Here is a 21313-nt window from a genome sequence, read left to right as displayed (position 1 = left end):
CCGTCATTCCTTCCTCCACTTTGCGAGGGACAGGGCGGCCCTGTAGGCTTCGCGCACATCCTCGCTCCGCGCGGCATCTCGCGCGCGCGGCTCCGCCACGATTTCGTATCGGGGCTCCCATTGTTCGGCGATCTTTGCTGTATGCTGTCCGGCAACCGCCGCGGCTGCCTGAACTGCCGCGCCCGCGGCCGCCGCCTCCGGAAGGTTGCAGGTCCAGACCTGCTGGCCCGTGAGGTCGGCGAGGATCTGTCGATAGGCCTTCGAGCGGGACGCACCGCCGGTCACGATCAACCGGCCGTTACGCTCCAGCCCGAGAGACGCAAGGTGATCGCCGCCCTCCAGCAGGCCGCAGATGACGCCCTCCACGGCAGCGCGGGCGATCTGCCCCGGTTCGACATCGCTGCGAATACCGGCGAGTATGCCTGTGGCGTCCGGCAGGTCGGGGGTCCGCTCGCCATCGAGATAGGGGACGAGGACAAGTCCGCGTGCACCCGGTTCGGTCGCAAGGGCGAGCGTATCGAACTCCTCGGTGCTTGCCCGGAGGATTCGGCGGAACGCGTCGGTTACTTTTGCCGAGTTCAGTGTGGTGATCATCGGCAGGAAGGCGTCGGCGGCATCCGCATAGCCATTGATGGAACCGGTCTCATCCTTGATGCCGATCGGCGTGCGCCCGTAAAGCGTCCCGCTGGTGCCAAAAGAAATGATCACGTCACCCGCACGGATGCCCATGCCGAGTGCGGCCGTCATGTTGTCGCCGGAACCGGCGCCGACGATTGCGCCCTGAAGCGCCTCAAGCCCATCGATCCGCTGAACCGCGCCTGCGGCTTCGCTCGAGCCGATGATGTCAGGCAGCACGCTTTCCCAGTCGATGCCTGATACGGCCAGTTCCGCGAGCGCGTAGTCCCATTGATTGGTGAAGGGGTTGAAGTATCCCGTTCCCGAGGAGACGCCGCGCTCGGTGGCGGCCCGTCCGCTCAGCCGATAGAGAAGATAATCGGACGGCAGCATGATCTTGCGCGCCCGGGCGACGGTGCCGGGGTGCATGCGCTCGGTCCATGCGAGCTTGCTCACGGTCAAGGCTGCCGCCGGCACCGATCCGGTTCGCCCGGCCCAGTCCTTGAGCGGCAGTTTTTGCCGAAGAATGTCCGCGTCGGGCGCGGATTCGGTGTCGTTCCAGAGTTTGGCGTCCCGCAGCGGCAGGCCGTCGTCACCGAGCATGACAAGGCCATGGCCTTGGCCGCCCACGGAAATGCCGGCGATGCGCGGGAGATAGGTCGTCAGTTCGCCGAAGGCGGAAACGAGCGCCTGCCACCACGCCTCGGGCGCCTGTTCACTGCGCGGCGGCGTGGTTGGCGGGTGCGGCTTGCGGGCTTCGGCAATAACGGCGCCGTCTTCCAGACGCCGAAGCACGATCGTGCAGGATTGCGTGGAGGAATCGACGCCGGCGACGAGATCGCGTTGCATCTGATCAGCCCTCGGCGTTTTTCAGTCGCTTCAGGCTGTCTTCGGCATCGCGGCCGACGGCGCCGGAAGGATGGGTGAAAAGGAGCTTGTCCCATCCGTAACCGCGTGCGACGCGGCAGACTTCGACGAGCGCGTCGGTAACGGCGGCGGTCGCAAGCGAGCTGCCGGTGGCAACGACGGCGCCGAGATCGCTGTTGGCGGGAAGCGTCAGCGTGATCACCTCATCCGACATCTGCGCCAGCGGCGACTTCGGATCGGCGGTGATCGAGATCAGGCCGGCGCAGAGCGTCCTGGCGCGTGCGCAAAAGTCGTTGAGCTCATCCGAGCTGCCACCCTTCGAAAGGGCAAGGACGAGGTCATCCTTCTGAAGGACGCCGAGGCCGCCATGCAGGCCATCGGCCGGCGGCAGGTAGAAGGCGGGCGTGCCGCCGACGGAAAGAAGATGCGCCGCGCGGCTGGCGATTGCGCCGGAGGTGCCGCTGCCGGTGACCAGGATCTTGCCCTTGCACGCGATAAATTTCCCGGCAACGGCCAGAAAGGTCTCGTCGACCCCGTCAAGCGTTCCAAGAATGGCCGCAGCATCCGCACGGATGACCTCTTTGGCGCGACCGACCCACTCATGTTCTGACTGCATAGAATGCCTCCCTGATGAGGCAGTCATATGACAGACACGCAAATTCGTCAAGTGAGTATATATGCGCTCATTTGAGCGTTATTAACTTTTAGGTCGCCATCAGCTTCCTTGCCACCCCGGCGTCGGTTATCAGTGTTGTCACCCAGTTCCCTTTCAGCGTGGCCCTGATGGCATCCGCCTTTTCGATGCCGCCGCCGATGCCGATGCGCTCGGGAATACGCCGAAGCTGGTCCGTGCTGAGGCACAGTCCGGTCTGGTCGAGCGGGCTTGCCACGGCTTCTCCATCCTCGTCGATTAGGGTGGCGCACACGTCGGCGCATACGTTTTTCTTCAATGCATCGCGCCGCCAGTCTTCCGGGAAACCCGAGCATAGGCACGATTCCGCCGGCCGCCAGGAGCCTATGCCGACCGCAAGCACGTCGATCTTGTCGTAACGCGACATGGCGCTTGCGATGGATGTCTCGTTGCGAAGCCTTGCAATCAGGTCGGGATCATCCACCCACATGGGGCCGAACAGCGGATAGGCCGCGCCGCCGCTGGCGCGCGCGACGCGATGAACCAGTTCGGTAGGGTTCTGGGAAAGGTCGAGCCCCGCAGGGCTGCCGCCGGCCTGCACGACATCCACGCGCGGCAGGCGGCCAAGCGCCTTGCCCGTGGCGGAAAGGGTGCGCCCCCAGGACAGGCCGAGCAATTGACCGTCAATCAGCGATTCCTCGAGATAGTCGGCTGCGAGCAGGCCAAGTGGCTCGAACAATTCGTTCGAATGAAGGTCGGGGCCGTCCAGAACAAGGGCGGCCTTGAGGCCATATTTCTGCCTGAGCTTCTCGGCCAGCTCCGTATTCATGTCGCCCTGATCGTTGATCTCGATCTTGACGATGCCATCGGCAAGGGCGGTGTCGAGAAGGCGGGCGACCTTGAATCTGGAAATGCCCAGTTCATCGGCGATCTGGGACTTCGTCTTCTGCTCGATGTAGAAACGGCGAGCGACGAGGGAAGCCTGAAGTTTTTGAAGTGGGCGTCGAGGCATTTGAGAAGATTTTCGCTCATTTGTTGCAATTGATCTAACCTTTTGACAGATTGCACGTCGACGAGCAACGGCGCTGCATCTGCCGCGCCCCTACAATCCGTCATTCAGCAAGCACAGGAAGCATCATGTTGTCGTTCAGGTCGATCCAGTCCCAATCCTTTGACGCCTTCCTGTTCGATATGGACGGAACCATTCTCGACTCCAGCGCCGCCTCGGAGCGGGTATGGGGAGGCTGGGCCAGGGAGAACGGCATACCGACACCGCCTTACCATGGTCGGCGCGTTGAGGATACGATGGCCGATTTGACGGGATTTGGCATCAACCCCAAAAAGGGGGCTTCCGAAATCACCCAACGCGAGCTTGATGACCTCGCCGGCGTGGTTGCCATTCCCGGTGCGGCCGAATTTCTGAAAATGCTTCCGCCCCGGAAGTGGGCCGTCGTGACGTCCGCCCCGAAGCAGCTTGCCCTCCGGCGGATCGCGGCGGCGGGACTGCCGCTGCCGGACGCCATCGTCGCAGCTGAGGACGTGACGAGGGGAAAGCCGCAGCCCGATCCGTTTCTTGCCGGCGCAAGGCTCCTTTCCGTCGATCCGGCACGGTGCCTGGTGTTCGAGGATGCGGATGCCGGTATCCATGCTGCGGAAGCCGCCGGCGCCTCCGTGCTTGTGATCACCCACACGAACAGCTCGACCCTTCAGGGCCGCGCCAGCGTTGCCGATTATCTGGGCCTGCGCGTGGAGCACAAAGACAGTTCTATGACAATCGTGGCCCAGCCTAGCGCGGCGTAGTTTGCCGGGCGAGTGGGCGCTGGAATGTGCTCGGTGACAATTCCATGAAAAGGTTTCGTGATTGCTGCGCACACTTTAGACTATTCTTGACGACGAGGGATTGCTGTCCCATTCTCCGTGCAACCGGTCACCAGAAGCAACACCGGGCCGGGGACACACGAAGGAGTGGACATGACAGACTATCTCGCAGATGTGAAGAAATACGACGCCGCCGCCGACGAAGCCGTTGTCGGCAAGATCGTCAAACATCTCGGCATTGCCTTGCGCAACCGGGATTCATCGCTGGTGTCCGCTTCCGATCCGGAAGAGCTTGCACGTGTCAAGGCGAGCTGGTGCGGCAAGAAGCTTGGCGTGACCGACGACAGCGCCGATACGGCGATTGCCGCCGTTGCCAAGGCCATGGCTGCGGATCGCTCCAAGTCGCGCGTGACCTTTTATTATCTGGTGGCCAAGGAACTGGGCAAGCTCCAGTCGCTTTGATTTGAGCCGGGGATAAACCCGCATTAGGTGATTGGTTCTGCCGCCCTGTGCTATTATATTCCCTCGATATCAGGGAATCGGCGGCAGAACGCATGAAACAATATCTCGATCTTCTCCGGCACGTGATGGAAACCGGCTCCGACCGTGGAGACCGCACCGGCACCGGCACGCGCTCGGTCTTCGGTTACCAGATGCGTTTCGACCTTTCCGAAGGTTTTCCGGTTCTCACCACCAAGAAGCTGCATCTTCGCTCCATCATCCATGAACTGCTGTGGTTCCTGAAGGGCGATACCAATATCGCCTATCTCAAGGAAAACGGCGTTTCCATCTGGGACGAGTGGGCCGATGAGAACGGCGATCTCGGTCCGGTCTATGGCGCGCAGTGGCGTTCCTGGCCGGCGCCGGACGGACGCCATGTCGATCAGATCGCGCTTCTGATCGAGGGCCTGAAAACCAATCCGAACTCCCGCCGTCATATCGTTTCGGCCTGGAACCCGGCGCTGGTGGACGAGATGGCGCTGCCGCCCTGCCATTGCCTGTTCCAGTTTTATGTTTCCGATGGCAAGCTGTCGTGCCAGCTTTACCAGCGCTCGGCCGATATTTTCCTCGGCGTGCCGTTCAATATCGCGTCCTATGCGCTTCTGACATTGATGGTGGCGCAGGTCACGGGGCTGAAGCCGGGCGATTTCGTCCATACGCTGGGTGACGCGCATATCTATGCCAATCATTTCGAACAGGCGCGACTGCAGATGACCCGCACGCCGAAGGCCCTGCCGACGATGCGCCTCAATCCGGACGTGAAGGATATTTTCAGCTTTAAGTTCGAAGACTTTACGCTGGAAAACTACGAAGCCGATTCAAGCATCAAGGCGCCGATCGCGGTATGAGCGGGCCGCGCGTCACAATCATCGTTGCGGTGTCCGAAAACGGCGTCATCGGCCGCGATCTCGACATGCCGTGGAGGCTTTCCACCGACCTCAAGCGCTTCAAGGCGATGACGATGGGCAAACCGCTCATTATGGGGCGAAAGACATTCTTGTCCGTGGGCGAGCGCCCTCTGCCGGGCCGCCCGCATATCATCGTCAGTCGCAATGCCGATTACCGGCCGCAAGGTGTGGATGTCGTCTCCTCGCTGGAGGAGGCCCTGAAGCTTGCCAGAAGCAAGGCGGCGGGATTGGGTGTGGATGAGGTTTTCGTGGCTGGCGGCGGTGAGATTTACCGTCAGGCCATGGCCTTTGCCGATCAACTTTCCGTCACCCATGTGGCGGTAAAGCTGGATGGCGACACTTTTTTTCCGGAAATCGATCCTGCCGTTTTTGAGAAAACCGAGGAAATCCCCGCTCCCGCAGGGGAAAAGGACAATTATCCGGTTCTGTTTACCACTTATGTGCGAAGAGCCGCGTCAAAGTGAACTATTTACCCTGATTGGGTATTTAGTTACCACCTCTGCGTTGAAACGGACGCTTCTCCTTCCTATAACGGGTCGATATTCCCGCCGCACGCGAGCATTCGCTTACGAACGGAACCGGGAGAGGCTTTTATAAAGAGGTATTGATGCCCTGGAGCAATCAGAATGGCGGCGGCGGCCCTTGGGGCGGCGGCGGTGGAGGAAACAACCAGGGCGGCGGTGGCGGCCCATGGGGGCAGGGGCCTAACCGGCCTCGCGGCGGTGGCGGCGGCAATGGCGGCCCGCCCGATCTGGAAGAGATCATCCGGCGCAGCCAGGACCGTTTCAAGAATGTCCTGCCCGGCGGCTTCAACGGCGGCGCGGTTGCCATCGTGGTTCTCGTCGTGCTGGTTTTCCTCGGTATCCAGTCCATCTATACCGTCCAGCCGGACGAGCGCGGCGTGGAGCTGCGTTTCGGACGTCCCAAGGACGAAATCTCGATGCCCGGCCTGCATTTCCATCTGTGGCCGATCGAGACGGTTGAAATCGTCAAGGTTACCGAGCAGCAGCAGAATATCGGTTCGCGCGCCTCGTCGTCTTCGTCGAGCGGCGTGATGCTGACGGGCGACCAGAACATCGTCAACGTGCAGTTCTCGGTGCTCTATACCGTTTCCGATCCGAAATCCTATCTCTTCAATGTCGACAGCCCGGCCGAAACCCTACAGCAGGTTTCCGAAAGCGCCATGCGCGAAGTTGTCGGCCGTCGCCCGGCGCAGGATATTTTCCGCGATAACCGTCAGGCGATTGCGGCGGATGTGCGCACCATCATCCAGTCCACCATGGACGGTTATGGCGCCGGTATCTCCATCAATGCCGTGGCCATCGAAGATGCGGCGCCGCCGCGCGAAGTGGCCGATGCCTTCGACGAGGTGCAGCGCGCCGAACAGGACGAAGACCGCTTCGTTCAGGAAGCCAACCAGTACGCCAACCAGAAGCTCGGCGCCGCACGCGGTCAGGCCGCGCAGATACTCGAAGAAGCGAACGCCTACAAGTCGCGCGTCGTCAACGAGGCACAGGGTGAGGCGCAGCGCTTCGTCTCCATCTACGACCAGTATCGCACGGCGCCTGATGTAACCCGTCAGCGCATGTTCCTGGAAACGATGGAACAGGTCCTGAAGGGTTCCAACAAGATCATCATCGACGAGAAACAGGGCGTGGTGCCTTATCTGCCTCTGAACGAGATCATGCGCAACAATCCGGGCGCAGCACAGCAGGGAGGCAACTGATATGGGTAACCGTCTTACGGCCGTTCTCGTCGGTCTCGCCGTCCTGCTTTTCCTCGGCTATTCGTCGATCTTCGTGGTCAACGAGCGCCAGCAGGCCATTGTCGTCCGCTTCGGTCAGATCCAGGACGTGAAAACGGCGCCGGGCCTCTATTTCAAGCTGCCCTTCGCCTTCATGGATGCCGACCGCGTGCAATATGTCGAGAACCGGGCCTTGCGCTTCGATCACGACAATATCCGTGTTCAGGTCTCCGGCGGCAAGTTCTACGAGGTCGATGCCTTCGTGGTCTATCGCATCACGGATGCACGCCGCTTCCGGCAGACGGTCTCGGGTGACCAGATGTCGGCGGAATCGCGTCTGCGCACCCGTCTCGACGCATCGCTGCGCCGGGTTTACGGTCTGCGTGGCTTCGAATCGGCGCTTTCGGACGCCCGTGCGTCGATGATGCAAGAAGTGCGCGACGATCTGCGTCCTGATGCGGAATCGCTCGGCATCAGCATCGTCGATGTCCGCATCCGCCGCACCGACCTGACGCAGGAAGTCTCGCAGCAGACCTTCGAGCGCATGAAGTCGGAACGTCTGGCCGAGGCCGAACTGATCCGCGCCCGCGGAAACGAAGAGGCGCAGCGCCGCCGTGCTATCGCCGACCGTCAGGTCGTCGAGCTCGAATCCGACGCCCGCCGTCAGTCCGAAGTGCTGCGCGGTGAAGGCGACGCTGAACGCAACAAGGTGTTCGGTGAGGCGTTCCAGCGCGATCCGAGCTTCTTCGAGTTCTATCGCTCCATGTCGGCCTATGCGAATTCGCTGAACGGCAACGGTACGACGCTCGTCCTGTCTCCGGATTCGACCTTCTTCCGTTATTTCAACAATATCGACGGCGCAGCGCCTGCTGCTCCGGCTGCCCCTGCGCCAGCGCCGGCGAACTGATAGCGGATAAAATGATTTTGGAGGGGCCGGTTTTACCGGCCCTTTCTTTATTGGTCCGATTTCGTGCCAATGCTGTGGCGAAGGGCAAGGCGTCCCCCGCCTGTTCACGAAAAGGTATTTTTACACTTCATCATTCCGCCTTATGCTTTGCCGATATATGCAGGGCAAGACTATTTGAAACGCGAGGACGCTTATGGCCGTGACCCTTCTTCCGCCTTTTCGCAGCAGCATCGCCGCAGTCGCAAGCATCGCGCTTGTGGCGGGCAGCCTCTCGGCACCGGTTGCGGCATGGGCGCAGAGCCATGGGCCGGCATCGGTGGCCGATCTTGCCGAGCCGCTGCTCGATGCGGTGGTGAATATTTCGACGTCGCAGAACGTCAAGACCGATGGCAAGGGTCCTGTTTCGCCGCGTCTGCCGGAGGGCTCACCCTTCCAGGAGTTCTTCAAGGATTATTTCGACAGCCAGAAGCCCGAGGGCGGCGAGAAGGTGAGTTCGCTGGGCTCGGGTTTCGTCATCGATCCGGCGGGTTATGTCGTCACCAACAACCACGTCATCGAGGGCGCCGACGCCATCGAGGTGATTTTCCCGAACGGCTCGAAGCTCAAGGCAACGCTGGTCGGAACCGATACCAAGACCGACCTTTCGGTGCTGAAGGTGGAGCCGAAAGCGCCTTTGAAGGCTGTCAAGTTCGGCGATTCGCGCAGCATGCGCATCGGCGACTGGGTGATGGCCATCGGCAACCCCTTCGGGCTTGGCGGCTCGCTGACAGTCGGCGTCATTTCCGCGCGCGGCCGCAACATCAATGCCGGTCCCTATGACAATTTCATCCAGACGGATGCGGCCATCAACAAGGGCAATTCCGGCGGCCCGCTCTTCAACATGAAGGGTGAGGTGATCGGCATCAATACGGCGATCATTTCCCCGAGCGGCGGTTCGATCGGTATCGGTTTTGCCGTGCCGACGGAGCTTGCCCAGAATATCGTCCAGCAACTCATCGAGTTCGGCGAAACCCGCCGCGGCTGGCTCGGCGTTCGTGTACAGCCGGTCACCGACGATGTGGCGGCGAGCCTCGGCATGGACAGCGCCAAGGGTGCGCTGATCTCCGGCGTCGCCAAGGGCGGGCCGGTGGAGAACGGCCCAATCCAGGCTGGCGATGTCGTGCTGAAATTCGACGGCAAGGATATTCATGAGATGCGCGACCTCCTGCGGATCGTGGCGGAAAGCCCTGTCGGCAAGGAGGTCGATGTGGTGATCCTGCGTGACGGCAAGGAGGAGACCGTCAAAGTCAAGCTCGGGCAATTGCAGGATACGACCGACGAAAAGGCCTCGGCCGACGATCAGCAGAGCGAAGACGGCGATGGCGGCGTGGTCGCGCCCGAAGATGATGGCGGCGCCGACGATCAGGCGCAGGACCAGACGCCGGAAGTGCGTGAGGCGCCGCAGAGCGTGCTCGGCATGAACCTCGTGGTGCTCAGCAACGAGTTGCGCGCTGAAAAGGGCATTGCCGAAAGCGTCGAAGGCGTGCTGGTGGCAAGCGTCGATCCGGGCTCGCCCGCCGAGCAGAAGGGCATGAAGGCCGGCGATATCATCGTCGAGGTCGGGCAGGACTTCATGGAGGTTCCGGGCGATGTGCTGGTGCGCGTCAACGGCCTGAAATCCGAGGGCCGCAAGAATGCGCATATGATGGTGGCCGATGCGCAGGGCAATCTGCGCGTCGTGGCGCTGCCGCTGGAATAAGGCGCTTTCCGCCCTGTCATGCAGGAATCGGGTGGTTGTAGTCCCGGCTGCTCCCTAATCCTTGGTCTCCATCAAACGGAGGCCAAGGATATGAAATTACTCGAAAACAAGGTTGCCATCATCACCGGCGCGTCATCCGGCATCGGCCGGGCGACGGCGATGCTGTTTGCCGCCGAAGGCGCGGCCGTCATCATCAATGCGCGGGGCGAGGCGGCGCTGGATAAGGTTGCCGCAGATATTCGTGAGATGGGCGGCCGCGTTCGCGCGGTCGTGGGTGACGCCGGTGTTGAAGAAACCCATTCCCGGATGGCTGAGGCGGCTGAGAGCGTCTTTGGCGGTCTCGATATCGCCGTCAACAATGCCGGTGCAGTCGGGGCCATGAAGCCTCTTGCGGAGATTTCGCCCGAGGAGTGGCATCACGTGCTGACCGCCAATCTCACCTCCGCCTTTCTGGGTGCGCGTTGCCAGATTCCGCTGATGCTGAGGCGGGGCGGCGGCTCCATCGTCTTCACCTCCAGTTTTGTCGGCACCAGTGCCGGCATTCCGGGCATGGCCGCTTATGGCGCGTCCAAGGCGGCGCTGATGGGGCTGGTGAAAGGCATTACCGCCGATTATGCTGTCAGGGGCATTCGGGCCAATGCGCTGCTGCCCGGCGGGGTCGATACCGCCATGGCCGGCGATGATGCCCAGAAGGAATGGGCTGCCGGGCTGCATGCGATGAAACGCATTGCGCGACCGGAGGAAATGGCGCAGGCAGCGCTTTTCCTGGCAAGCCCCATGGCGAGCTTCGTCGCAGGGGCGGCGCTATTTGCCGATGGCGGCAATGCGGCGGTGAAGTAAAGTCCAAAACCGGCGGGCGGGGATATTATCGCGCCCGCCATTCCTCCAGCGTCAGCGCATAGGTGACGTGCGGACGCAGATGCGGATGGGTGTCTTCCGGCACGCGCGGATGGTCGAAGTCGCGGGACGGATCACGTTTCAGGCCGATGCGCTCCATCACCGCCGTCGAACGGTGGTTGTTATGGACGGCGAAGGAGACGATTTCCGGCGTCTCCTTTTCATCGAAGGCCATGACGAGCAGCGATTGCGCGGCTTCCGTAACATAGCCGTGTCCCCAGAAGCGGGTGGCGAGCCGCCAGCCTATCTCCATGGTGCCGACAGGGAAGGGCGGATCGAGGTTCATGACGGGGGATATGCCGCAGAAGCCCATGATGTCGCCGGTTTTGCGTAGCTCCATGGCGTAGAAGCCATAACCGCTGCCGCGGATCATGCCGTTGATGGTTTCCAGAACGGCGTCCGCTTCCGCATGGCTGCGGCGGAAGGGAAAAAATTCCATGACCTTTTCATCGGCGTTGATTTCGCGGAACAGGTCGCGGTCGCTCTCCTTCCACTCGCGCAGAATGAGTCGTGGCGTCTCTCGGATGATCATGGGGTGACAAAATCCGTCTTGCGGTAACCCTGAATGTAAAGAAGCGCGGTCAGATCGCCATGGTCGATGCGCATCTTCGCCTCGGCGGCCACGGCCGGTTTCGCATGCAGGGCCACACCCGCGCCGGCCAGATGCAGCATGCCGAGATCGTTGGCGCCGTCACCGACGGCCATCGCCTCTTCCGGAGAGATGTCGAGCCTTGCGGCAATATCGTTCAGCGCATCCACCTTGGCCTGCTTGCCGAGGATGGGTTCGGCCACCGTGCCGTCAAGCTCGCCATCGGCTTCGCCGAGAAGGTTGGCGCGGTCCTCATCGAAACCGAGCATGGCGGCAACGCGGCCGGTGAAGACGGTGAAACCGCCGGAAACGAGGGCGGTGTAGTAGCCCTTCGCCTTCATGGTGGCGATCAGTTCCCTGCCGCCGGGGGTCAGCGTGATGCGCTTTTCGATGACGTCATCGATGACAGAGACCGGCAGGCCCTTCAGCAGCGCCACACGCTCGCGCAATGCAGGTTCGAAGGCGATCTCGCCATTCATGGCGCGGGCGGTGATGGCGGAGACCTTATCCTTCAGCCCGACTTCGGCGGCCAGCTCATCGATGCATTCCTGGCCGATCATGGTCGAATCCATATCGGCGATCAGCAGCTTCTTGCGGCGCTGATCCTGTTCCTGGATGACGACGTCTATTTTCCGATCGACGATTGCCATTCGGAGGAGACGATCGGCGGTGTCTACATCCGTTCCTTCCGGCAGGGCAATATCGCAGGCAATGCCATCGGCCAGCCAATAAAGGCCCGATGCGTTGACGGCCTTCGCGGCCGCTTCGCCGAGGGCCGGTGTCAGAACAGGATTTGACGGATTGGCGATAAGCGTGGCAACGAAAGCCATGATGAAAAACCTTGATGAGAATTTTGATGCGATCCTGATAACCGGCCCGACGGCAAGCGGCAAGTCCGCGCTTGCGCTTCGTCTGGCGCGGGAGCGGAACGGTGTCGTCATCAATGCCGACAGCATGCAGGTTTACGACACGCTGCGGGTGCTGACCGCCCGGCCTTCCGAAGACGAGATGGAAGGCGTGCCGCATCTTCTCTATGGCCATGTGCCCGCCAGCAGCCTCTATTCGACGGGGGAATGGCTGCGGGATATTTCCGCGCTGCTTGAGGATCTGCGCCGGCAGGGGCGTTTTCCTGTCATCGTCGGCGGTACGGGGCTTTATTTCAAGGCGTTGACGGGCGGTCTCTCCGACATGCCGGCCATTCCCGAAGACATTCGCGAGGGATTGCGGGCCCGGCTGGTTGATGAGGGGGCAGCGGTCCTTCACGCTGAGCTTGCCCGCCACGATCCGGCCATGGCGGATGCGCTTCAGCCGGGTGACGGGCAGCGGATTGTCCGGGCGCTGGAAGTGTTTCAGGTAACCGGAAAATCGATCCGGGACTTTCAGCGCGCCAGCGGCCCGATGATCGTCGACCCTGACCGGGCGCAGAAAATCGTGGTCCTGCCGGAAAGGCCGGTGCTGCATGACCGCATCAACCGCCGTTTCGAGGCCATGATGGAAAGCGGCGCGGTGGAGGAGGTTCAGGCGCTCCTCGCCCTCGATCTCGCGCCCGATGCAACGGCGATGAAGGCGATCGGTGTCGCCCAGATCGCCGATATGCTGGCCGGGCGCATGAGCGAGGCGGAGGTTATCGAAAAATCGGCGGCCGCGACCCGTCAATATGCCAAACGGCAGATGACGTGGTTCCGCAACCAGATGGGGCCGGACTGGGCGCGCATCCAGCCGTGAGAGCCGGCCTCAATCCTTGCGGTAGAGGCTGCCGAGCGGTTTCTTCAGCAGGCTTTCACGAAGGGAAGGCCGCGTATCTCCAGGCGGCGGGCCATTCTGGGCCTGCATCTGGAAACCGGCCTTGCGCAATTCGTTGACGGCCCCGGAGGCGGGATCCGTTGCCGTGGTGGTGGATGGCGCGGATGGCAGCCGTCCGGGCAGCATGTCAGGGCGGTAGGGTTCATATCCCCCTGTTGCGGCTGTTCCAAGCTCACGTTTCCAGGTATCGATCTCGTCCGTCGTCCGGTTTGGGGCCGCCGGTTCCGGCAGATCGGAAAATGCGGCTTCCACGCTTTGCTGGAAACCGGTGATAACAGGCTTGGCTGTGGCGCGCATGCGGGTGACGATGCTGTTCAGGTCGACCGTATCGGGCGTTTCGTGGTTCGCATGGCTGGTGGTGCTGCTCGCCTTCGGCAATTTGGCCGTGGCTACGCGATCGAAGCGCATGCGCATCGGCACATTCACGGCCTCGCCAAAGGCGATGGCCTCGCCATTGCCGATGGACGACAGAAAGCTGGTGGTCGAGGTCGATGCGTTCGGTACGGCGGAGAGGATGATCTTCTGGTCGATCTCGTTCGACAGCCGCATGGCGAACAGGGTCGAGCATTGCGACAGGATCGTCTGGTCCAACTCGCTTGGCCGCTGGCTGATGACGCCGAGCGAAATGCCGTATTTGCGGCCTTCCTTGGCGATCTGGGCGATGGATTGCCGGGTGGGGAAAAAACCGCGCTCGGGGTCGGCGGGCACATAACGGTGCGCTTCCTCGCAGACGACGAGCATATGCAGCGAGCCGCGCGCCAGCACTGCGAGTTCGAAGGACATGCGGCAAAGGACCGAGACCACCGAATTCACCACTTCGGAGGGGATGCCGGAGAGCTGGAACACCGAAATCGGCTTGCCTTCTCCGGGAATACGGAAAATATGCGCCACCGTTTCCAGAATGGTGTCGCTGATCGTATTGCTGGAGAACATGAAATTGTAGCGTGTGTCGTTGATGGCCGAGAGGATGCGGCCTTTCAACGCGCGCAATGCGGGTTTTTCGCCGCGCCCTTCCAGCCGGCCGATGCGCTCGTCGATGAGGGCAAGAAGATCGGCCATGCGGTAGGGCACCGGCGTATCCGGCGTGATGACGCTTTTGTCGGATGTGCGGCGCACGGCGGAACCTTCGGTGCCGCGAAACCCCTTTTTGGCTTCCGGGATGATGTCGCGAAGCACATCCATTTCTTCCGGCACCGGCTTGCGGCCGCGGAAAATCACTTCCGCAAATTCCTCAAGCCGCATCAGCCAGAAGGGGAGGTCCAGCGTATCCGTATCGATGACGACGGAGTGATCGGGAAAGGCGGCCGCGAATTCGTTATGCGGATCGAGAATGAGCACGCGCAGTTTCGGATCGGTCTCGATCGCCTTGTTCAGAAGCAGCGAAACGGTCGTGGTCTTGCCCACACCGGTCGAGCCGACGACGGCGAAATGTTTGGCGAGCATCTGCGGAATGCTGATGGCGGCATTGATCGTGTCGTCCTGCGTCAGCTTGCCGATCACGCAGGCGTCACGCCTGCCGCTGTCGTAAATCTTGGAAAGGTCGCTGGTGCGGATGCGGTGCGCCACCGCGCCGAGATAGGGGTAACGCGAGATGCCGCTGGAAAAACGCTCGCTGCCGTCCTCGGTACGATAGACTTCTCCGACGAGTTCGACCTCAATCAGCAGCCTGTTCGGCCTGTCCGCCGCCCAATGGTCCTCGCCGGTGCGCATGGAAAAGACCAGTGCCGCGACACGGCTCGTGCCCATTTCGATGGAGATCAGGCGTCCGACGGACCAGAGCTGCGACGCATCGGTCGAGCCGGGCTCCGTTTCGGCGACGATCGTGGCATGCGCACCGTTACAGGCGATGACGCGGCCGAGCATGCGGTTCGCGGGTTGCTCGCCGGATCGCCGTTCGTTTTCGTCCATGCGGGACGCGTTATGAGACCTGTCGTTATTCACATTTTTTCCCGGTACATGCGGATGATCGCGGTGGTTCGGGCAGCATCTGCTATCTCGGTATAAAAGATTATGCTTAACAACAGGTGTACCGACTGCGTTCGAAAATTTCGCGGAAGCCCGCTTTCGGGTAATAAAAGAAGGCGGCGGTGATTTTTTCCTGCAATATGCGTTGACGGCTGGGGCTTTTGTGGCTAACACTCCGGCCCATGAAAAATCTTAACGTACTTATCGTGGTGGGACGGCGCATGGGCAGGATGGTGTAACCATCCGGCGAAAGCACCCATGCGCTGAACGAGGCTCCTTAAGGGGCCTTTTTTTATGTCTTCAAACAGGCCCTCGGGCTCCTCGATATCCAAAGCCAAATCGGGATGGAAACAGGCAATGACGGATAAGGACAATACGGAAAACAGCAATCGCATGACGGGTGCGGAGATCGTTCTGCAGGCGCTGAAGGACAATGGCGTCGAGCACATCTTCGGTTATCCCGGCGGTGCCGTGCTTCCGATCTATGACGAGATTTTCCAGCAGGAAGACATCCAGCATATCCTCGTGCGCCACGAGCAGGGCGCCGGCCACGCCGCCGAAGGTTATGCCCGTTCCACCGGCAAGGTCGGCGTCATGCTTGTTACATCCGGCCCCGGCGCGACCAATGCGGTCACGCCGCTGCAGGATGCGCTGATGGATTCCATTCCGCTCGTCTGCCTGTCCGGCCAGGTTCCCACCACGCTGATCGGTTCCGACGCGTTTCAGGAATGCGATACCGTCGGCATCACGCGCCCCTGCACCAAGCACAACTGGCTGGTAAAGGACGTTAACGAGCTGGCCGGGATCATCCATGAGGCCTTCCGCATCGCCCAGACGGGCCGTCCGGGCCCGGTCGTCGTCGATATTCCGAAGGACATCCAGTTCGCCACCGGCACCTATACGCCGCCTGCCGCCGCCATCCAGCAGAAGAGCTACAAGCCGAAGGTCCAGGGCGATCTCAACGCCATCCATGCGGCCATCGAGCTGATGTCGAAGGCGAAGAAGCCGGTTTTCTACACCGGCGGCGGCGTCATCAATTCCGGGCCTGAGGCAACCCGGCTGCTGCGCGAGCTGGTGGAGCTGACCGGCTTCCCGATCACCTCGACCCTGATGGGTCTCGGCGCCTATCCGGCATCCGGCAAGAGCTGGCTCGGCATGCTGGGCATGCACGGCTCCTACGAAGCCAACATGACGATGCATGATTGCGACGTCATGGTCTGCATCGGCGCGCGTTTCGACGACCGAATTACCGGCCGCATCAATGCGTTTTCGCCGAATTCGAAGAAGATCCACATCGATATCGACCCGTCCTCGATCAACAAGACGGTCCGCGTCGACGTGCCTGTTATCGGCGATGTCGGCCATGTCTTGGAAGACATGGTCCGCCTGTGGCGTGCTTTGCCGAAGAAGCCGGAAAAGGCGCAGACTGCCGACTGGTGGGCGCAGATCGAGCGCTGGCGCGCGCGCAATTCCTTCGCCTACAAGAATTCCAACGACGTCATCATGCCGCAATATGCCTTGCAGCGGCTTTATGAGGCTTCAAAGGGGCGCGACACTTACATCACCACCGAAGTCGGCCAGCACCAGATGTGGGCGGCGCAGTTCTTCGGCTTCGAGGAGCCGAACCACTGGATGACCTCGGGCGGCCTCGGCACCATGGGTTACGGCCTGCCGGCGGCCATCGGCGTCCAGGTCGCGCATCCCGATGCGCTGGTCATCGACATCGCCGGTGACGCCTCGATCCAGATGTGCATCCAGGAAATGTCCTGCGCCATCCAGTACGGTCTGCCGGTGAAGATCTTCATCCTCAACAACCAGTATATGGGCATGGTGCGGCAGTGGCAGCAGCTGCTGCACGGTAACCGCCTGTCCAACTCCTATACCGAAGCCATGCCCGATTTCGTCAAGTTGGCGGAGGCCTATGGCGCGGTCGGCATGTATTGCGACGATCCGAAGGAACTGGACGACAAGATTGCCGAAATGATCGCGGTCAAGAAGCCTGTCATCTTCGATTGCCGCGTCGCCAATCTTGCCAATTGCTTCCCGATGATCCCGTCTGGTAAAGCCCATAACGAGATGCTGTTGCCGGATGAGGCGACGGATGAAGCGGTTGCCAACGCCATTGACGCCAAGGGCCGTCAGCTAGTCTGAGCCGGGAGAGGAAAAGGACATGAACGCACACCTACAACCCACCGGCTCCGCCTATTTCATCCAGAAGGAAACGGCTGCCGTCGAAAATCACACGCTGTCGGTTCTCGTCAGCAACGAGCCGGGGGTTCTCGCCCGGGTCATCGGCCTGTTTTCCGGCCGCGGCTACAATATTGAAAGCCTGACGGTTTCGGAAACGGAGCATGAGGCGCATCTGTCGCGCATCACCATCGTCACGCGCGGTACGCCCATCGTGCTGGAGCAGATCAAGGCGCAGCTGGAGCGCATCGTTCCCGTGCACCGGGTTCTCGATCTCACCGTCCGCGCCCGCGAACTCGGGCAGGAGCGGCCTATCGAGCGTGAAGTGGCGCTCATCAAGGTCGCCGGCACGGGCGAAGTGCGCGCCGAGGCCCTGCGTCTTGCGGATGCCTTCCAGGCCAAGGTGGTGGATGCGACGGTGGAGCATTTCATCTTCGAAATCACCGGCAAGTCCTCGAAAATCGACCAGTTCGTCGCCATCATCAAGCCGCTCGGCCTGATCGAGATCTGCCGCACGGGTATTGCCGCAATGAACCGTGGCTCGCAGGGGATGTAATCTCCGTAAGCAAAGTAAACGCCGTTGAGTATCAAGCCCGCGCTACGTCGCGGGCTTGTGTTTTTCCAATTATAGTCCGGTGCGTTTTCCAAAGGGGATGATGCGTGCGTTTCCGGTTCGTCCGGGGGCCTGGGGCGGCTCATCCGCAGGTCGGGTCACGACGAGACGGCCGCCGATACCTTCAGCCAGCGCCGCGCTTTCGCGCATTCTGCGAAGCTGGGCCCGTGCTTCCGGCGTCGCCGTGCCGATCAGCCTCTCAACGCCGTCGACGCCACCTGGAACCGTCAGCCGACGTTTGGCATCAGGCATCGTATACCCATGTTCGCGAGAGTAGCGAAGGGTTAGTTGGTAATGATCCGACAGGCCTTGTTCGGCATTTGCTCCGACATGGCGAACCCTGAAAGAAACGGAATCGCCCTCCACCCCGAAGATGTCGCCATCGGGGATGATATATCCGTTTTTCTCGATAGCGATTTTGATGAAACTCAGGGCGCCCGCATATAATTCCGTCCAGGGAACCGGCGCGGCTTCCACGTGGATTTCCCGCCCAATATAGTCTGCTGCCCCCAAGGTGTGGATGCCGACATATTGCTTCGCCGCTCCCCGGGGCGGTTCCGGACCGTAAAGGCAGGGATGAACCGTCAGCGGACCGATGGGCTCTTCCACGACTGTCGTGAAGTTGGTGGATGAAAACACCATGTTGCTCTGTGTCCAGTGGATCAGGCTTGCAGGCATTTCCGCGCAGATTGTTTCGCAGGCAATCGACAGGATTTTGATCCGCTCGAGAAACTCGGCAAGCGAATGTCCGGGCTGGTGCATGCCGAGTTCGTTGAACAGGCTCGAAATACCTTTTTCCCCCATCACACCGCCAAATACACCGTGCTGCACGTAGACAAGCAGATGGGATTTATGGCGTCTGATACGGTCTGTGGCATCGGGCACCAGCATGGTGGAGATTGGTGAGCCGAGCGTGCCAGCGAAAACGCCGTGATCCGCCGGCCCGGCCATGAACTCGATGGTGACCTGCAGATCGTTCGGCCCGAACATCTGCACATAGGTCGAAGACATTCCGGGGCACGTCAGGGGAATGCCGAGCCGGTTGAACACGGTCTGGAGCTGCTTGATCAGACCCGGTAATGGCGAGGAGGTGAAGTTGCCTTCCAAAAGGAGGGCTGTTTGCATTTGGTTGGTATATTTCCCGATCATAATACTGGTGATCCCGATGAATATATCAGTATGATCGTGCATTCCAGTTGCGCTACCGTAAATATAGATCGTGAAATTTAATCAATTTCGCTATTTCATTTGACTGTTTTTATGATTATTAGAGTGTTTGTATATTAATATGTATTCGTGCGCATATCTTGTTGTTTGCGCTTTGATATTTACGTTTCAAAGAATGCCAGTTGGCAATGAAGTTTCTCCGAATCTGATTCCGATCCGAAAACTCGATCCGCTGTTGTCAGCCGTTCGGCCTGCGGTTTGTCGTATCCATTCGATGAATTTATATTCAACCATATGGTTGACTTTCCGGGGCGTCGGTCTATATTCAACAGCATGGTTGAATTATCCGCTTCACATCTCGACACTGTCTTTCATGCCCTTGGCGACGCCACGCGACGCACGATGCTACGTGACCTTTCCCTTGGTGAACGAACGGTGAGCCAGTTGGCCCGGCCGTTCGACATATCGCTCGCCGCCGCCTCGAAACATATCAAGGCGCTGGAAAATGCGGGGCTTATCCGCCGCGAGGTGAGGGGGCGCACCCATGTCTGCCGCCTTGCGCCGGAACGGTTGGCAGAAGCGCATGAGTGGCTGGATTTCTACCGGCAGTTCTGGGGCAGCCGCCTCGATATTCTTGAGCAGATGCTCAGGGAGGATGATCAGGGAAAAACCCCTGCAGATGGAGGAAATGACAATGGCTGATATTGCAATGCCCGACGCCTATGGCCGTCTCGTCGAGCCGACTACCTTGAAGATCGAACGGCTGCTGCCGGGGCCGATCGAGCGGGTATGGGCCTATCTCACACAAAGCGAGCTTCGCCGCCGCTGGCTGGCATCCGGTGAAATGAAACTTGCACCCGATGCGCCGTTCGAACTCGTCTGGCGTAATGACGAACTTTCCGATCCGCCGGGCAAACGGCCGGAAGGCTTTTCCGAAGAGGAGAAGATGGCCTCGCGCATCATTACCGTCGTTCCGCCGCATCGACTTGTCTTCAGTTGGGGCGAAGGCGGTGAGGTGTCGATCGAGCTACAGGCCCTGGGCAAGGACGTGCTCCTGACGCTGGTTCATCGCCGGCTGGCGGACAGGAACACCAGGCTCAATGTCAGCGCCGGCTGGCATGCGCATCTCGATATTCTCGCCGGTCGTCTTCGGGAAAAGGAGCCGGGGCCATTCTGGGACGCCTGGCTGGAACTGAAAAAGGAATATGAGCAGCGCATACCGCAATAAGGGCGTTGCATTCTTCGATTTCGACGGCGCGGCTCTCCGCGCCGTTGTTTCCAGCCCGCGCCTGCCGTGATGCGTGCAAAAAGGCTTGTTCACATTCCGATTCAACCGTTTGAGCGACAGAGTCCGAAATTCTTCTTAATCAGCTGTTATATCAAAGCATTTCCAGCGCCGTCTTGCGCATTGGCGGCGGGAAGGCGGCATCTAGTGCGGCCCAGTCTTCCTCGGTTATTTCAAGATCGGTCGCGCCGCGATTTTCCTCGACACGGGAAACGCTGGCGGATTTCGGGATGGCGATGACGCCGTCCCTCTCCAGAAGAAAGGCCAGCGCCAGTTGCGCCGGCGTCGCCTGATAGGCCTTGGCGATGCGGATGAGTTCGTGGTTCTTCAAGATGCGGCCCTGCTCGATGGGGGAATAGGCCATCAGCGGCACGCCGCGCTCCTGGCACCAGGGCAGCAGCGAAAATTCAGGCCCGCGCCGGGACAGGTTGTAGAGCACCTGATTGGCGGCGCAGTTCCTGCCGCCGGGAACCGCGAAAAGCTCCTCCATGTCGTCGGTATCGAAATTGGAGACGCCCCAGTCGCCGATCTTGCCGTCGCTCTTCAGCCTTTCAAAAGCCGCCACGGTTTCTTCGAGGGGATGCTCGCCGCGCCAATGTAGCAGATAGAGGTCGATGCGGTCGGTGCCGAGCCTTGCGAGGCTGCGCTCGCAGGCCTCCGCCGTGCCTCTGGCGCTGGCGTTCCAGGGATAGACCTTGCTGACCAGAAACACGTCGTCGCGGCGGCCGGCGATTGCGGCGCCCACCACTTCCTCCGATCTGCCGTCGGCATACATTTCCGCCGTGTCAATCAGCGTCATGCCGAGATCGATGGCCCTGCGGATGCTTTCGACCTCCTGCGGCGCGGATGATCTTGTCTCCCCCATGTTCCAGGTGCCGAGGCCAAGGGCTGGAACGTCTTTCCCGGAGGTCAGGGTGACGGAAGGAATGTCGTCATGCATGGTTTCGCTCCAGCGGTTGTCGATTGGACAATAGTCCTTTGTGCCGACTTCTCAAACCCGGCATGGGAAGGATCGACCCATCAAAAAAATTGACCACGCCCATCGACCTCACGGGGTGGCTTGATGATGGGCCGGCGG

Annotated in this window: 21 protein-coding genes; 13 read left to right on the top strand and 8 right to left on the bottom strand. The window is 60.8% G+C overall.

Translation table 11 applies throughout. The features are described 5' to 3' along the window. Positions 1 to 3: 3 nt before the first annotated feature. The 3 genes from xylB to N5D22_RS10055 form a co-directional block, all read right to left on the bottom strand. Positions 4 to 1464, bottom strand: a complete 1461-nt coding sequence (gene xylB / locus N5D22_RS10065; protein ID WP_279656228.1) for a xylulokinase — start codon at positions 1462 to 1464, stop codon at positions 4 to 6. Positions 1465 to 1468: 4 nt separating this feature from the next. Beyond that, positions 1469 to 2098, bottom strand: a complete 630-nt coding sequence (locus N5D22_RS10060) for an SIS domain-containing protein (RefSeq protein WP_279656227.1) — start codon at positions 2096 to 2098, stop codon at positions 1469 to 1471. A gap of 88 nt (positions 2099 to 2186) precedes the next feature. Further along, entirely contained in the window at positions 2187 to 3125 is a 939-nt protein-coding gene (locus N5D22_RS10055) for a sugar-binding domain-containing protein (RefSeq protein WP_279656226.1), read from the bottom strand. A gap of 125 nt (positions 3126 to 3250) precedes the next feature. Here N5D22_RS10055 and N5D22_RS10050 point away from each other — a divergent pair, with 125 nt between their 5' ends. From N5D22_RS10050 to N5D22_RS10015, 8 genes are all read left to right on the top strand, one after another. Continuing rightward, positions 3251 to 3913: an HAD-IA family hydrolase gene (locus tag N5D22_RS10050; protein WP_279656225.1), complete on the top strand. Its 663-nt coding sequence runs from the start codon at positions 3251 to 3253 to the stop codon at positions 3911 to 3913. A gap of 171 nt (positions 3914 to 4084) precedes the next feature. Further along, complete coding sequence (locus N5D22_RS10045) at positions 4085 to 4393, top strand: DUF2853 family protein (protein WP_279656224.1); 309 nt, start codon at positions 4085 to 4087, stop codon at positions 4391 to 4393. Between the two features lie 92 nt (positions 4394 to 4485). Continuing rightward, complete coding sequence (locus tag N5D22_RS10040; protein ID WP_279656223.1) at positions 4486 to 5280, top strand: thymidylate synthase; 795 nt, start codon at positions 4486 to 4488, stop codon at positions 5278 to 5280. After that, a complete protein-coding gene (locus tag N5D22_RS10035; protein ID WP_279656222.1) occupies positions 5277 to 5804 on the top strand; it encodes a dihydrofolate reductase in 528 nt (175 codons plus the stop codon). The genes N5D22_RS10040 and N5D22_RS10035 overlap by 4 nt, the downstream gene beginning before the upstream one ends. 143 nt (positions 5805 to 5947) lie before the next feature. Next, a complete protein-coding gene (gene hflK / locus N5D22_RS10030) occupies positions 5948 to 7066 on the top strand; it encodes an FtsH protease activity modulator HflK (RefSeq protein WP_003522368.1) in 1119 nt (372 codons plus the stop codon). Position 7067: 1 nt separating this feature from the next. Beyond that, the gene (locus tag N5D22_RS10025; protein ID WP_279656221.1) at positions 7068 to 7991 is read left to right on the top strand and encodes a protease modulator HflC; all 924 of its coding nucleotides are present in this window, start codon (positions 7068 to 7070) and stop codon (positions 7989 to 7991) included. A 193-nt stretch (positions 7992 to 8184) separates the two neighbouring features. Beyond that, complete coding sequence (locus N5D22_RS10020) at positions 8185 to 9729, top strand: Do family serine endopeptidase (RefSeq protein ID WP_279656220.1); 1545 nt, start codon at positions 8185 to 8187, stop codon at positions 9727 to 9729. A 90-nt stretch (positions 9730 to 9819) separates the two neighbouring features. Further along, positions 9820 to 10569 carry an SDR family oxidoreductase gene (locus tag N5D22_RS10015; RefSeq protein WP_279656219.1) on the top strand — a complete coding sequence of 250 codons (750 nt, stop codon included), beginning with the start codon at positions 9820 to 9822 and terminating at the stop codon, positions 10567 to 10569. A gap of 25 nt (positions 10570 to 10594) precedes the next feature. On the opposite strand, the gene N5D22_RS10010 is transcribed toward N5D22_RS10015, so the two are convergent. Both N5D22_RS10010 and serB read right to left on the bottom strand, forming a co-directional pair. Further along, positions 10595 to 11158, bottom strand: a complete 564-nt coding sequence (locus tag N5D22_RS10010) for a GNAT family N-acetyltransferase (RefSeq protein ID WP_279656218.1) — start codon at positions 11156 to 11158, stop codon at positions 10595 to 10597. Then, positions 11155 to 12045 carry a phosphoserine phosphatase SerB gene (gene serB, locus N5D22_RS10005; RefSeq protein WP_279656217.1) on the bottom strand — a complete coding sequence of 297 codons (891 nt, stop codon included), beginning with the start codon at positions 12043 to 12045 and terminating at the stop codon, positions 11155 to 11157. The genes N5D22_RS10010 and serB overlap by 4 nt, the downstream gene beginning before the upstream one ends. Here serB and miaA point away from each other — a divergent pair. Next, a complete protein-coding gene (gene miaA / locus N5D22_RS10000) occupies positions 12044 to 12940 on the top strand; it encodes a tRNA (adenosine(37)-N6)-dimethylallyltransferase MiaA (RefSeq protein WP_279656216.1) in 897 nt (298 codons plus the stop codon). The genes serB and miaA overlap by 2 nt on opposite strands. A gap of 9 nt (positions 12941 to 12949) precedes the next feature. Here the strand turns inward: miaA and N5D22_RS09995 are convergent, their stop codons facing one another. Beyond that, the gene (locus N5D22_RS09995) at positions 12950 to 14959 is read right to left on the bottom strand and encodes an ATP-binding protein (protein ID WP_279656215.1); all 2010 of its coding nucleotides are present in this window, start codon (positions 14957 to 14959) and stop codon (positions 12950 to 12952) included. 381 nt (positions 14960 to 15340) lie between these two features. Here N5D22_RS09995 and N5D22_RS09990 point away from each other — a divergent pair, with 381 nt between their 5' ends. Together N5D22_RS09990 and ilvN are read left to right on the top strand one after the other, a co-directional pair. Continuing rightward, positions 15341 to 17134 (top strand): acetolactate synthase 3 large subunit, encoded by a 1794-nt coding sequence (locus N5D22_RS09990; protein ID WP_279656214.1) that lies wholly within the window; start codon positions 15341 to 15343, stop codon positions 17132 to 17134. Between the two features lie 19 nt (positions 17135 to 17153). Beyond that, positions 17154 to 17726 (top strand): acetolactate synthase small subunit, encoded by a 573-nt coding sequence (gene ilvN, locus N5D22_RS09985; RefSeq protein WP_003507555.1) that lies wholly within the window; start codon positions 17154 to 17156, stop codon positions 17724 to 17726. Between the two features lie 69 nt (positions 17727 to 17795). Here the strand turns inward: ilvN and N5D22_RS09980 are convergent, their stop codons facing one another. Next, complete coding sequence (locus N5D22_RS09980; protein ID WP_279656213.1) at positions 17796 to 18974, bottom strand: hypothetical protein; 1179 nt, start codon at positions 18972 to 18974, stop codon at positions 17796 to 17798. A gap of 309 nt (positions 18975 to 19283) precedes the next feature. Between N5D22_RS09980 and N5D22_RS09975 the strand changes: the two genes are divergently transcribed. After that, positions 19284 to 19652 carry a metalloregulator ArsR/SmtB family transcription factor gene (locus tag N5D22_RS09975; RefSeq protein WP_279656419.1) on the top strand — a complete coding sequence of 123 codons (369 nt, stop codon included), beginning with the start codon at positions 19284 to 19286 and terminating at the stop codon, positions 19650 to 19652. Beyond that, positions 19645 to 20178 carry an SRPBCC family protein gene (locus N5D22_RS09970; RefSeq protein ID WP_279656212.1) on the top strand — a complete coding sequence of 178 codons (534 nt, stop codon included), beginning with the start codon at positions 19645 to 19647 and terminating at the stop codon, positions 20176 to 20178. Before N5D22_RS09975 ends, N5D22_RS09970 begins: the two co-directional genes overlap by 8 nt. 151 nt (positions 20179 to 20329) lie before the next feature. On the opposite strand, the gene N5D22_RS09965 is transcribed toward N5D22_RS09970, so the two are convergent. Next, positions 20330 to 21175 (bottom strand): aldo/keto reductase, encoded by an 846-nt coding sequence (locus tag N5D22_RS09965; RefSeq protein ID WP_279656211.1) that lies wholly within the window; start codon positions 21173 to 21175, stop codon positions 20330 to 20332. Positions 21176 to 21313 lie beyond the last annotated feature (138 nt).

It is taken from the genome of Agrobacterium sp. GD03872, assembly GCF_029840625.1.
Taxonomy (GTDB): Bacteria; Pseudomonadota; Alphaproteobacteria; order Rhizobiales; family Rhizobiaceae; genus Agrobacterium; species Agrobacterium fabrum_A.
This window is presented reverse-complemented; position numbering and strand designations above follow the sequence as displayed.

Coding starts and splice junctions, on each gene's coding strand:
- N5D22_RS10040 (WP_279656223.1), top strand. CDS start 4,486: ATGAAACAATATCTCGATCTTCTCCGGCACGTGATGGAAACCGGCTCC.
- ilvN (WP_003507555.1), top strand. CDS start 17,154: ATGAACGCACACCTACAACCCACCGGCTCCGCCTATTTCATCCAGAAG.
- N5D22_RS10060 (WP_279656227.1), bottom strand. CDS start 2,098: ATGCAGTCAGAACATGAGTGGGTCGGTCGCGCCAAAGAGGTCATCCGT.
- N5D22_RS10025 (WP_279656221.1), top strand. CDS start 7,068: ATGGGTAACCGTCTTACGGCCGTTCTCGTCGGTCTCGCCGTCCTGCTT.
- miaA (WP_279656216.1), top strand. CDS start 12,044: ATGATGAAAAACCTTGATGAGAATTTTGATGCGATCCTGATAACCGGC.
- N5D22_RS09975 (WP_279656419.1), top strand. CDS start 19,284: ATGGTTGAATTATCCGCTTCACATCTCGACACTGTCTTTCATGCCCTT.
- N5D22_RS10010 (WP_279656218.1), bottom strand. CDS start 11,158: ATGATCATCCGAGAGACGCCACGACTCATTCTGCGCGAGTGGAAGGAG.
- xylB (WP_279656228.1), bottom strand. CDS start 1,464: ATGCAACGCGATCTCGTCGCCGGCGTCGATTCCTCCACGCAATCCTGC.
- N5D22_RS09980 (WP_279656213.1), bottom strand. CDS start 18,974: ATGCACGATCATACTGATATATTCATCGGGATCACCAGTATTATGATC.
- N5D22_RS09990 (WP_279656214.1), top strand. CDS start 15,341: ATGACGGATAAGGACAATACGGAAAACAGCAATCGCATGACGGGTGCG.
- N5D22_RS10035 (WP_279656222.1), top strand. CDS start 5,277: ATGAGCGGGCCGCGCGTCACAATCATCGTTGCGGTGTCCGAAAACGGC.
- N5D22_RS10045 (WP_279656224.1), top strand. CDS start 4,085: ATGACAGACTATCTCGCAGATGTGAAGAAATACGACGCCGCCGCCGAC.
- N5D22_RS10050 (WP_279656225.1), top strand. CDS start 3,251: ATGTTGTCGTTCAGGTCGATCCAGTCCCAATCCTTTGACGCCTTCCTG.
- N5D22_RS09965 (WP_279656211.1), bottom strand. CDS start 21,175: ATGCATGACGACATTCCTTCCGTCACCCTGACCTCCGGGAAAGACGTT.
- N5D22_RS09970 (WP_279656212.1), top strand. CDS start 19,645: ATGGCTGATATTGCAATGCCCGACGCCTATGGCCGTCTCGTCGAGCCG.
- N5D22_RS10015 (WP_279656219.1), top strand. CDS start 9,820: ATGAAATTACTCGAAAACAAGGTTGCCATCATCACCGGCGCGTCATCC.
- hflK (WP_003522368.1), top strand. CDS start 5,948: ATGCCCTGGAGCAATCAGAATGGCGGCGGCGGCCCTTGGGGCGGCGGC.
- serB (WP_279656217.1), bottom strand. CDS start 12,045: ATGGCTTTCGTTGCCACGCTTATCGCCAATCCGTCAAATCCTGTTCTG.
- N5D22_RS10055 (WP_279656226.1), bottom strand. CDS start 3,125: ATGCCTCGACGCCCACTTCAAAAACTTCAGGCTTCCCTCGTCGCTCGC.
- N5D22_RS10020 (WP_279656220.1), top strand. CDS start 8,185: ATGGCCGTGACCCTTCTTCCGCCTTTTCGCAGCAGCATCGCCGCAGTC.